Here is an 11626-nt window from a genome sequence, read left to right as displayed (position 1 = left end):
CTTCTCCTTCCCCTGGGTGACCGTCCGCCATGAGGATAGGCCGATGACTGCTCAGGAGGACGGGTGCTTGATCTGCTCCATCGTCGTATATCCGTCTTTGATGACCGTGCTCTGGATGTTGGACTTCGTCACGGCGACCGGTTGCAGAAGTACGGCGGGCACGTCCTTAGTCCCGTTGTTCACAGAACCGCTCACCAGCGAGGAGGCCGGCTTCTTCCCGGCCAACAGGTCCACAGCGAGCTGCGCTGCGGCGGAAGTCTCTTTGGGAACCGCCTTGTACACGGTCATCGACTGGGTGCCCTGCATGATGTCGTGCAGCCCCGCGTTGGTGGCATCCTGGCCTGTCACCGGCACCTTGCCAGCTAGACCCTGCGCTTTGAGCGCCTGGATGACCGCCCCCGCCAGGCTGTCATTGGCGGCCAGGACGCCGTCCACATGGTTGTTCAACCGCGTCATCGCCTGCTCCATCTCGCGCAGAGCGTTGGACGGATCCCAATCCGGTGTCATGGACTCGTAGCCCAGCTTGAAAGTTCCCTTCTTAATCAGCGGGTCGAGCACCTTGTGAGCGCCGGCCTTGAACTGCAAGGCGTTGTTGTCGGTCGCGGCGCCGTCAATCATCACGATGGTGCCGCCCTTCTTCGTGTGGTCGGCGATGTACTGTCCCTGCAGCTCGCCCACCTTTTCGTTGTCGAAGGAGACATAGTAGTCGACGGGTGAGTTCGTGATCATGCGGTCGTACGAGATTACCTTGACCCCCTGCTGGTGCGCTTCGTTGACAATGGTCGCAGCCGCCTTGGAATCCACCGGGCAGATTACAAGCACCTTGGCACCGTTGGTCATGGCGGATTCCGCCTGCTGTTGCTGCGTGCTGCTGCTGGCCTGCGCGTTTTCATAGATCACTTTGGCGTTGGGATCCAGTTTCTTGACCTCTTTTTCAAAGTCTGGCTTGTCTTGTGTCTCCCAACGCGGAGAGGATGTGGTGTCCGGCAGCAACAGGGCAATCGTGCCCTTGGCTCCGCCGGATCCGCTGGATCCGCCGGATGCCGTGTTGTTCCCTCCGCTGTTGCCGGAGCCTGACCCGCAGGCTGTGACCGTAAGCGTTATCATCGCGGCGATGCCTGCGGCTGTCCATAGTCTTGGCTTCATGCGACAGCCCCCTTGAAATGAAGAGTTATGAATGGATGATGCTCCGCCAAAGATATTTGGCAAATATCGTGCCAATACAGATGATGGGCAGCTGCCTAAAGGATGGTGCAAGGATGGCGCAGGCTCGAGCGGATCGTCCCGATACACAACGATACACTTCAATACAGATTGAGACAGATGGCCGAGAGAGCCAAGCGCCGGTCGCCTCGGGCGGAGCGTGTGCGGGCAGACCGTGATGGAGGCTCGTAGGTCGAGAGTGGATGGAGAGCATGAGACAAAAGAGCCGGCAGGTTCAGGCCGCCAGCACGTGGGCATAGACTCCGACGATGCCGAGGGAGAACAGCAGCAGAATCACCCAGACACTGCTCCAGCCTTTGCGCAGCAGCCACAAGACCCCGAGCACCAGCAGCAGTTCAGGCAGCTTCGGGAACAGCCCGTTCAGCAGCTGGGTGAGACTCATCGTCTGGCCATGGCCGACCTGCCAATGGATGGCGAAGTGGATGCTCGCCCAGTCGGCGACCAGCGCGCCCATGACAATCAGGCCGACGATGGTGGCCATTTCGGTGACCTGGCGCAGCACGCCGGTGGCGATGACGTTGACGATCCGCACGCCCAGCTGGTACCCGTACTGGAGCAGGCTCCAGCGCACAGCCAGGCGCAGGATGTTCCAGCCGACAAAGAACAGGATGGGGCCGAGGATGTTGCCCGTCAGGGCGATGGTGGCGCCGAGCGAGGCCAATAGAGGGCGCAGCGTCCCCCAGAAGATGGAGTCTCCGACGCCTGCGAGAGGCCCCATCATGCCCAGTTTAATGGACGTGACGAGCCGGTCGTATCTGGGGTCTCCCGTCTGCAGCCGCTCCTCCAGCGCCAGGTTGATGCCCACGACGATGTTGGCGACGTACGGCTGGGTGTTGAAAAATTCGACATGCCGCAGCTTGCGCGCCAGACGCACCTCGGGTTCGGGAAAGAAAAAGTTGAGCGTCGGCTCCACAATGTAGGCGTAACCCATTCCCTGCATGCGCTCGTAGTTCCAGGAGGCCTGCAGCAATTGGCTGCGCCAGAACACGCGCCAGAGGACGGCAGACGGCAGGCGGCGAATGGACGCGGGCGCCGATTCCTCCTCCGCCGGCAAATCGGCTCCGGGCGCATCGTGCCGAGCCCAGACGCGCACGTGCAGCCACGCCACGGCGACCGCCAGAATGCCCATGGCGACCAGCGTGATGTTGGAAAAGTCAGCGGCTAAGAAACCCAGAAAAAAGTACGGCATCAGCTTGTCCACCTGCAGCGAGCGGATGACCATGGCGTAACCGACGACGACGATGAAGCCGCTGGCGGCCGTGAAGCCGTCGGTCAGGGGCTTGGGCAGGAAGCTGAACAGCCTGTCCATCATCGCCGGGCTGACAAAAATAGTGAACAACACGCTGGGCACGGCGACGCGAAGCGCCTGCAGGGACAGGGCGGCGAAGTTCAGGCGGAACAGCGCGGTCTGTTCATTGTCGATGGACATGCGATCCGACAGGTGCTGAAAGTAAATGGTGAGGGTGCGGACGAGCACGGTGAGCAGATTGCCGGCAACTGCCAGCGGGATGGCAATCGCAATGGCTTGGTTCACGTCGTTGCCCGCCCTGATGGCGAGTACGGCCGAGATCACGCTGGCCAGGGCCGTATCCGGCGATTGTGAGGCGCCGATATTCATCCAGCCCAAGGCGGTCAGCTCCAGGGTGGCACCGACGGCCATACCGGTCCCCACATGCCCGAGCACCAACCCGATGAGGGTGCAGGCCAACAACGGCCGGTGCCACTGCCATTCGTCCAAGACGCTCTCCATTCCGGCCACAGCGGCAATCACAGCCACCGCGACAACCTGCCAGACCGCCATCCATCAATGCCACCTTTGCCGGAGCCGTTCGTAGGCGTCCACTTTTGCGTCGCTTGGTACCACGCGGATATACGCCTCCACGCCACGCGCCTCCAAGGCCTGCAGCGCGGCGGCTTCCGCCTCGCCGACATACACCGCCTTGCTGAGCGCCGCGTACCCCGGCTTGTAGCGCATGCCGCCGAGGTTGATTTGGTCGATGTCCACGCCGCTCTCGCACAGATACAGAACGTCTTGCAGGAACTCCGCCAACAGCAGCACAGGGCCTGACGGACGGCGCCGCTGCCAAGCCTCCACGGTCTGCTCCACCGTGTACACTTCCAGGTCGAGGTGAGAAGGGACGGACGATTTGAGCAGAACCACTTCAATCGGCTCATTGGCGGCCCGGTCGCTCATCACCCAAATGGTCCTCACACCCAGACTCCGCACCCAAGTGGTCACCACCTGGCCGTGAATCAGCCGGTCGTCCACTCTCACGAACAGACTCTGCTGGCCGCTCACGATTGAAACACCTCGACTTCGTGATCGGAGAAGACCAGCTCGAACAGGTAGGCCAGTTCGTCCGGGTGCACGGACACGCGAAACGTCTCTTGCACCGGTTCCCACGCTGCCTGCAGCTGATGCCACTCGTTCGGATAGCGGGCCGCGATCTGGCCGGCGTACGGGTGCGGGACGTGCTCGTTGCGCACGCACCGTTCAATCACGTACGCGGTATGCAGGCAAAACCGGGCATAGGTCTCCGGGCTGAGTGCCGCATTGAGGGCGCTCTCCGCCGTCCCCTGGACGATGCGGCGCCACATTTCGCGGACGACTCCCAGCGCCAGGTCCGGGTTGACGAACACCAGGTTTCGTTTCAACAGGTTATATACGTGCTGCTCCAGCCGGGCCGTCATCTCGTCCTGCTCCGTGGCCGGCTCAGCCGCGGACTGCGACGGCGTGGAGGATTTCCCTGCTTGGTTGCCGCCGGCGGACACGACTTGGTCGGACCAGGAGCCCCCGGCATCCGGCACAGGCGCCGCGGAAGCGTCCGGATCGGACGACGGGGCTGAATCTTCGGCGTCCCCGGTCTCACGATGCGCCCGGTCAGGCGCCGCCGAAGCCTGGCCGAGAGACAATACGCCAAGAAGCTGCGAGATCCCCTCGCGGCTGAACAGGGTTTCCACGGAGAAGAACGGCACCCCCACCAGCCCTGGGTTGATGGACCCCACCACAGCCGCCAGATTCGCCTCCGGTTCCAGATCTGGGCCCTGGGCGGGGCCAAGTTCTTTCGCCACCACGCGTACCTGGCCCCGTAACTCGGCCGGGAGCGCCTCGCGAATCAGCCGTTCCACCGCCCGCGCCGTTCCTTTCCCGGTCAGGCAGCAGGCCCAGACGACGCGCGTGGTCTGCGGCGTCGGCAAAGACCGGGAGCGGTTGTGCGCCTTGAGCCATGACGCCATATCGTCCAACTCCAGCCGGTTGTCCCGGTGGATGTGCAGCGCAGTCACCACCGTATGAAGGTCCGGCCGCGTGATGGCGCGGATGGGCACACCGCCCGCCACCGTGGCACCGTCGAGTTCCGCCAGGCGTGGAACGTTGGTGAGCAGAAGCACGCCGCGGGTGGTGTCCACCGTCTCCAGGGTCTTGTTCAGCATCGTCTCCATGACATCCTGGGGTGTCTGCACCGGGATGTTCAACGCCGCGATATCCTCGTCGCAGACCAGCTGCAGCGCGGTCCGTACCATCTCCGTTGCAACCGAATCGCCGAACAGGGCCACCACAATCGCGACCGCCTTGCCCTGCTCGGGGGTGGATGGTCGGAACAGCATGGCCACAATGGCGGTTTCCTCCGGCGGCAGCTGCACACCGCTGAAGGTCTCGAAGGCCTCGAGAAATTTCCGCGAGAGCTGGTAGGCATGTGGCGACTCCTTGCGCACCCCTTCGACGATGTCAAACAAGGATCGACGCGATGAAGACGCAGCGGTTGACACCGTGCTGTCGGACCGGACCACGCCGAACAGGTGCATGGCGACGCGCAGGAAAGCGGCCTGGGTGTCCGGATACGGAAACTCCGGATCAATTTCCTCCCAGGCCCGGCAAACGGCGGAGTAAAACGACTCGCCCACAAACTGCCGGAGTTCGTCAACCGACACGGGGGTCTCCCCGGACGGCGCCCGCTGCCGCTTCAGCTCCCGCTCCAGGACGTCGAGGATCTCCTCCGTCGCAAACCCCAACTCCTGCAGCGTCCGACCGAGCCTATCGAGCTTAACGTAGATGGAATCCGCCTCCATCATCGGAAAGCTCGGCGGCCGGTCGACGCCTGGGTCCACCCGCATGTCCACGGATCGCATCAGGGTGCGGAAGAGCGGCCGGTTGACGCCGTCCGCCGGGGCGATGACCAGGTGTTCCGGCAGAATCTCGATGGCCTCCTGAGAACCGTGGTCTCTGGCGTCCGGCGTCTGTCCGGCGGCGTCTGTCCGGCGGCTGAGCGTCCGGTTGTACGCCCGCGCGCAGGCCAGCTTCAGGGTGTTCTTCAACTCCCCGATGTTCGACGCGAAGCGGGAAAACAGCAGGATATCCAGCGACGGCCCGGGCAGATGCAGCGGGCGGCCGAGACTGCGCGCTTCCTCCAGGCAGAGGTGGTAGATGAGATCAAATCGGTCCCTCAGTTCCCAGTCCCGGAGCGCAGGCAGACGAATCACCACCGGAATGCGGCGGCGAAATGTCGCCAGCAGCGCCGACTCCGGCGACTCCGTGGTCGCAGCCACCAGCAGCACGCGCGCCTTGCGCCAGACCTCGGTCTCGCCGATGCGCCGGAACTCGCCATAATCCAGCAGGTGGAACAGCATCTCCTGGCCCTGGGGCGGCAGCCGGTGCACCTCGTCGAGAAAGAGCATGCCGCCATCGGCCCGTTCCACGAGACCGGGCCGGTCCTGATGGGCGCCTGTGTAGGCGCCGCGGGCGTGCCCGAACAGCTGATCCAACAGGATCTCCGGATTGCTGGCGTATTCGGCGCAGTTGAACGCGACCAACGGGGCGTCCTCGTCCAACACCCCAAACGACGCGGCATAGCGGTGCATTTTCTCCGAAAACGACGACTTGCCCACCCCTGTCTCGCCCAACAGGAGGATATGCATTCCGTGCGGGGGATACGTGAGGGCCATTTTGGCCTGCTGTACGGCGTCGCGCAGGCTTCTCTCGGCACCGACTCCCCAGTCGAAGTCATCCTCCAGGTGCGGACGCCGCAAGGAAACGTCCGACCGCGCGGGCGTAAGCGTTTTCTTCAGGGGCGCAACGGCACCTTCGACAGGCCCGAGCAGACTGGAGAGACCGGTGGAGGCCAGGCCATCCCCAGTCAAATAGTAGCGCACCGGCCGGCCCCGCCGTTTGGCCAGCAGGCCGGCGCGTACGAGCGCATTCAATTCAGCGCTGCAGTTTGCGCGCAGACACCCGGCCACATCGGCGATTTCCGCGGTGGTGAACCCCTCGCCGTCCGATGCCCGCGTCTGCGCCCCACGTTGCCGCGTCAGTTTGACCACTGCAGCCAGGACCGTGTCTCGACGGCTCACTTTCCGCACTGCTCCTCACGAGAACCTGGTATGGGAAATTGATCTCATTATATCATGAACTGTCTTGCGAATCGCGAGGAGAACAAGGCGGCGAGCCGAAGCGAGGCGTGAGTTTACGATTCGGTAAATATTTGGAACTTGCGGATGCACACAGACACGGATTGACCGGGTGTAAGGTCCACGCTCCGGTCGCTGGGCAGCGACACCTGCAGGGTCGATTGATCCGCCAGCTGCACCCGCACCTGCGTCCGTTCCCCCGCCCACACCGCCTCGCGCACCTGAGCCAGAACGGCATCCGGTGCGGTCGGCCCCAGGTCGATGTCGGACGGCCGGACGAACACCCGCACGCGCTCTCCCTCGGCGAACTCAGTGGCGGGAAAGGCGTGGCCCCACAGCTGCACCTGCCGGTCACGCACCGTCGCCGCGCCCTCGTTGACATCCCCGAGAAAGCCGGCCACAAACGGGCTCAAGGGCCGTTCCCAAACCTCCTGTGGAGTCGCAAATTGCTCCACCCGCCCCTGGTGCATGACCAGCACTCGATCTGCTATCTCCAGCGCCTCCTCCTGGTCATGCGTGACAAAGATGCTGGTAATGCCGATCTCATCGTGAATCTGCCGCACCCAGCGGCGCAATTCTTTGCGGATCTTCGTGTCGACGGCGGCAAACGGTTCGTCCAAGAGCAGCACGCTCGGCTCCGGAGCGAGGGCGCGGGCCAGCGCCACGCGCTGCGCCTGGCCGCCGGACAACTGGTGGGGATAGCGGTCTTCGTATCCCTCCAAGCGCACCAGCCGCAACAGGCGCATCACCCGGTCCTGGATCTCCCGCTTCCCCAACCGCTTCACCCGCAGGCCAAAGGCGATGTTGGAGAATACCGTCATATGCTGAAAGAGGGCGTAGTTCTGGAAGACAAAACCGACCCCGCGCCGCTGGGCCGGCAGGTTGTCGACAACTTGGCCGCGGATACGGATTTCCCCCGCGGTCTGCCTGTCCAACCCGGCAATCATGCGCAACAGCGTCGTCTTCCCGCTGCCGCTGGGACCGAGCAGCCCTATCATTTCCCCCTCACGCACGGAAAAGCTGACGTCCTGCAGCGCCGCCGTCCCGGACGCAAACCGTTTGACAAGGTTTGTCACCTGAATCGTCATGAGATCCGTCCTTCCCCCCGACCCTTGAACACCTGCATGAGGATGAGAATCACAAACGAGACCATAGCCAACACGGTGGACACGGCGTCGGCCGCCTGCAGGTCGTTGTTTTCGGTGGCTTGGTACACATACAGTGTGGCGGTCTGCGTGACGCCCACCAGATTCCCCGACACCACCAAGACCGCGCCAAATTCGCCCAGGGCCCGCGCAATCGTCAAAACCGCGCTGTATCCCAGGCCGAAGCGGATGCGCGGCAACGTGACCAACCAGAACGTCCGCCACGCCGACGCCCCGAGCGTCCACGCCGCCTCCTCCTGTCTGATTCCCAGCTGGCGCAGCAACGGCACCAACTCCCGCACCACGAGCGGGAAGGTGACCAGCAACGTCGTCAGAACCATGCCCGGCAGGGCAAACATCACCTTCACACCATGATTTTGCAAGAAGGCGCCCAGCAGCGTGTTCGGACCGTACACCAGGAGCAGGGCCAACCCTGCAATCACCGGAGAGAGGGCGAAGGGCAGGTCCACCACCGCGTTCACCACCTGCCAACCGGGAAACGACCTGCGCGCAATGAGCAGGGCGGTGATGACCCCAAGCGGCAGGTTGATAAGGAGCGTCAACGCCGTGATGAGAAACGACAGCCGCAGCGCAGACAGGGCCTCCGGTCGCAGCACCTGCGCGAAAAACCCACTCAATCCGTGCGACAGCGCGCCTTCGACCATCGTGACCGCCGGAATGAAGATGAGAACCAAAAACCACACGTACACTCCGGCGCTGAGAGCCATCCGCAGCTTCATACGCTGGCCTCTCCCACCTGTTCATTGTTGTGAACCCTGCGCCCGCGCGGCTCCGTCAGGCGCTTCCACCACTGGCGCGGCCGACACAGCGGCACCACCAATCCCAGCACCGACAGCGCCAACAGCGTCACCGACACGGCGGCGGCGCCGCTGGTCTCGTTGTTTTCCAGCAGCCCGTACAGGTACACCGGCGCCACCTCGGTGCGCAAGGGGAGGTTGCCGGACGCCAAAACGACGGCGCCGAACTCGGCCAGTCCGCGGCTGAAGCAAAGAGACAACCCGGTCACGACCCCCGGCCAGAGCGTCGGCCACAGCACCTGCCAAAACACGCGCAGGCGCGACGCCCCCAAAGTGAGGGCCGCTTCCTCCAGGGACACGTCCAGGGAGTCCACTAGCGGCTCCACCGTGCGCACCGCGAACGGGAAGGTGACAAACGCCATCGCCAGCACGATGCCGGTGCGGGAATAGACGAGATTCACATGATGGGCCGCCAGCCAACCTCCGATGCGCGTGGCGGGGGAGTACGCCAGGACCAACATCAAGCCGCCGACGGTGGTCGGCACGGCCAGGGGCAAATCAATCAGGGCGCTGACCACCCTTCGCCCCGGCAGGTGTTTGCGGGCGATGAGATACGCGGTGCATGTGCCCATGACCGCGTTGATAACCGCCGCGACCGCCGCGGTCCAACAGCTCAAAAGGAGAGCGCCTGCGCCAATCGGGCTGGCGAGCGCGTGAAAGAATCCCCCTACCCCGCCGGAAAACGCCTGCCGGACGATGGCTCCAACCGGGCAGACCACCAACAGCAGCAGATAACCGCAAACCACCCCGGCCATCCATCGCCATCCCGGTATGGCCAGGTTCGTCGTCATGTGCATCACTCATTTCTTGGCCGCCAACACCTGGTTGAAGAGGCCGTTGTCCGAGAACAGTTTGTCGTCCACTTTGCCCCACCCGCCGAGCGATTCAATGGTGAACAGGTGCGGCGGCGTCGTGTAGCTCTGCGGCACCTTGACCGCCGGGTTGACCGGGCGGAAACCGTTGCGGACAAAGATCTTCTGCGCCTCCGGTGAACGCAGGAACTGCACAAACGCCTCTGCCACCTTGCGGTTGCCGTGTCGGTCGACGTTCTTGTCCACCACCGCTACCGGATTTTCAATCAACAATGTGGAACTGGGCACGACCTCCGAAAACGACTTCAAGTGATGACTCTCGCGCAGGATGTCGTCCTCGTAGCCAACCACCGCGTCGCCGACCCCACTCTCAAACGTGCTCATCGAAGCCTCGCCCGATTTATCCAGAACTTTTACGTTCTTCACAATCGAGGCCAGCAGGCCCTTGCCGTTGCCCGTCTCCTGGCCGGCCCCGTAAATCGCTGTGATGTCCCACTTCGCCCCGCCGGAGGTCTGCGGATTCGGCAGGTCCACCACCACACCCGGCTTCGTCAAATCCGACCAGCTCTGGATGTGTTTTGGATTCCCCTTGCGGACGCCAATGGCGACAATCGAGTCGGTGACCATGCCGTGATACTTGTCCGCCTGCCAGTTGTGCGTAATCAGCCCGGCTTGTTGAATCTTGTCGATGTCGTCCGCCAGGGACAAGGCCGCGACGTCCACCGGCAAGCCGTTGACGATGGACCGCGCCTCGGCACCCGAGGCGTCGAAGGAGGCGTCGAACTTCACGTTCTGCCCTGTCTTCGCCCGCCAGTACTTCTGGAACGCCGGGAAAATTTGATTCTCGTAAACCTGCTTCGTCGTACTGTACGATCCGAAGGTCAGCGTCACGGTTTTTGCCTGGCTGCTCGTCTGTCCACTACCTTGACTCGCGCTGTTGCCGGAATTGGCTGCCGTCCCGCAGCCACTCACCAGCACCAAGCCCAGCGTCATGACCCCCATGAGATACTTGCGCATTTTGTTCTCTCCCTCCAAATGGACCCGCCTTCGTCCTCGGTCTGCAAAACGCAAAAAGAGGCAGACCAAGGGCAAGGTACCCCGCTTTGGTCGCCTCTCGTGGTCGAGTCGGCACATGCACATCTTCATTATCTTGATTTGTATAGTAGGTATTCTATCTTTTCCTGCGGCCCTCGTCAATGGGCCATCCGCACCTCGGCATCCCCCGGATGGACCGCCTCCAGCCACCACCCGGGCGAATCGGGCGGGGCCAGCCGGTTGAACTGATCCTTGCGCGCGGCGGCATCGCTCAAGCGGGTCATGCTGCGGCGGCCGTTGTCTGCTAGCCTGAACGTGAAGCGGCCGAATGGCCGCACTTGGTACAGATGTCAGCCCAAACACGTGACACCGCGGCCAAACGGCCGGAACATCAAATCCCAGGTACAGGTGGTGGTGGCACCATGTACGAAGACAGGATACGGAACCCACAGCTGAGGTCACGCATCCTATCGGCTGAGGAGGCGGCGGCCTACATTCAGGACGGCATGACGGTGGGCATCAGCGGGTTCACGCGAGCCGGTGACGCCAAGGCGGTCCCGATGGCGCTGGCCGAACGAGTGCAGCACACCGGGGAGCGGCTGCGCATCAAGCTGTGGACGGGCGCATCCGTCGCCGAAGAAGTAGACCGCGTACTGGCCGATGCCGGGGTGATAGCCCGGCGCCTGCCGTTCCAGTCGGAATCGCACATGCGCGCGTCCATCAACCGCGGGGACGTGATGTATGTGGATCAACACCTGGGCGAGACGGTAGAGTGGATTCGCGCCGGTGAACTCGGACGGCTGGATGTCGCCATCCTGGAGGCGGTCGCCATCACGGAAGACGGCTGCATCGTGCCGTCCACGTCGGTCGGCAATTCGCCGACCTTCGCGCAGATCGCGGATAAGATCGTGGTCGAGCTGAACGTCCACCAACCGGAGTCGCTGGAGGGCATGCACGACGTGTTCATCCCCGGGCCGCGCCCGCACCGGCAGCCGATTCCCCTGTGCCGGGTGGACCAGCGCATCGGCACGCCGTACATCCCGGTCAACCCCGACAAGATCGTGGGGGTGGTGGTGACGGACAGGGACGACCACTTTGTCGAGATCGCGCCCGCCGACGCGGACACGAAGCGGATGGCTGAACACCTGGTCGACTTTTTCGAACACGAGGTGCGGCGGGGGCGCCTGCC

9 protein-coding genes are annotated in these 11626 nt (G+C 63.4%); 1 reads left to right on the top strand and 8 read right to left on the bottom strand.

From position 1 onward, the window contains the following. Positions 1–51: 51 nt before the first annotated feature. The 8 genes from ASH01S_RS07995 to ASH01S_RS07960 form a co-directional block, all read right to left on the bottom strand. Positions 52–1146, bottom strand: coding sequence for a sugar ABC transporter substrate-binding protein (locus ASH01S_RS07995; RefSeq protein ID WP_067926229.1), 1095 nt, complete (start codon positions 1144–1146; stop codon positions 52–54). A 292-nt stretch (positions 1147–1438) separates the two neighbouring features. Beyond that, entirely contained in the window at positions 1439–3025 is a 1587-nt protein-coding gene (locus ASH01S_RS07990) for a mannose/fructose/sorbose family PTS transporter subunit IIC (protein ID WP_067926226.1), read from the bottom strand. A 3-nt stretch (positions 3026–3028) separates the two neighbouring features. Beyond that, positions 3029–3523, bottom strand: a complete 495-nt coding sequence (locus ASH01S_RS07985) for a PTS sugar transporter subunit IIB (protein ID WP_067926223.1) — start codon at positions 3521–3523, stop codon at positions 3029–3031. Beyond that, a complete protein-coding gene (locus ASH01S_RS07980) occupies positions 3520–6570 on the bottom strand; it encodes a sigma 54-interacting transcriptional regulator (protein WP_067926220.1) in 3051 nt (1016 codons plus the stop codon). Before ASH01S_RS07980 ends, ASH01S_RS07985 begins: the two co-directional genes overlap by 4 nt. Before the next feature lie 113 nt (positions 6571–6683). Further along, positions 6684–7715: a sulfate/molybdate ABC transporter ATP-binding protein gene (locus tag ASH01S_RS07975; RefSeq protein ID WP_067926217.1), complete on the bottom strand. Its 1032-nt coding sequence runs from the start codon at positions 7713–7715 to the stop codon at positions 6684–6686. Continuing rightward, the gene (locus ASH01S_RS07970) at positions 7712–8512 is read right to left on the bottom strand and encodes a sulfate ABC transporter permease subunit (protein ID WP_245628983.1); all 801 of its coding nucleotides are present in this window, start codon (positions 8510–8512) and stop codon (positions 7712–7714) included. The genes ASH01S_RS07975 and ASH01S_RS07970 overlap by 4 nt, the downstream gene beginning before the upstream one ends. Beyond that, complete coding sequence (locus ASH01S_RS07965) at positions 8509–9381, bottom strand: ABC transporter permease (RefSeq protein ID WP_067926215.1); 873 nt, start codon at positions 9379–9381, stop codon at positions 8509–8511. The genes ASH01S_RS07970 and ASH01S_RS07965 overlap by 4 nt, the downstream gene beginning before the upstream one ends. A 9-nt stretch (positions 9382–9390) precedes the next feature. Beyond that, positions 9391–10419 (bottom strand): sulfate ABC transporter substrate-binding protein, encoded by a 1029-nt coding sequence (locus ASH01S_RS07960; RefSeq protein WP_067926212.1) that lies wholly within the window; start codon positions 10417–10419, stop codon positions 9391–9393. 440 nt (positions 10420–10859) lie between these two features. Between ASH01S_RS07960 and ASH01S_RS07955 the strand changes: the two genes are divergently transcribed. Continuing rightward, the coding region (locus ASH01S_RS07955; RefSeq protein WP_505578022.1) for a sugar phosphate isomerase family at positions 10860–11626 on the top strand (767 nt) is incomplete at its 3' end.

It is taken from the genome of Alicyclobacillus shizuokensis NBRC 103103 (assembly GCF_001552255.1).
Classification (GTDB): Bacteria; Bacillota; Bacilli; order Alicyclobacillales; family Alicyclobacillaceae; genus Alicyclobacillus_G; species Alicyclobacillus_G shizuokensis.
Note: the sequence above shows the minus strand (reverse complement) of the source record. Positions and strands in the feature narration are given on the sequence as shown.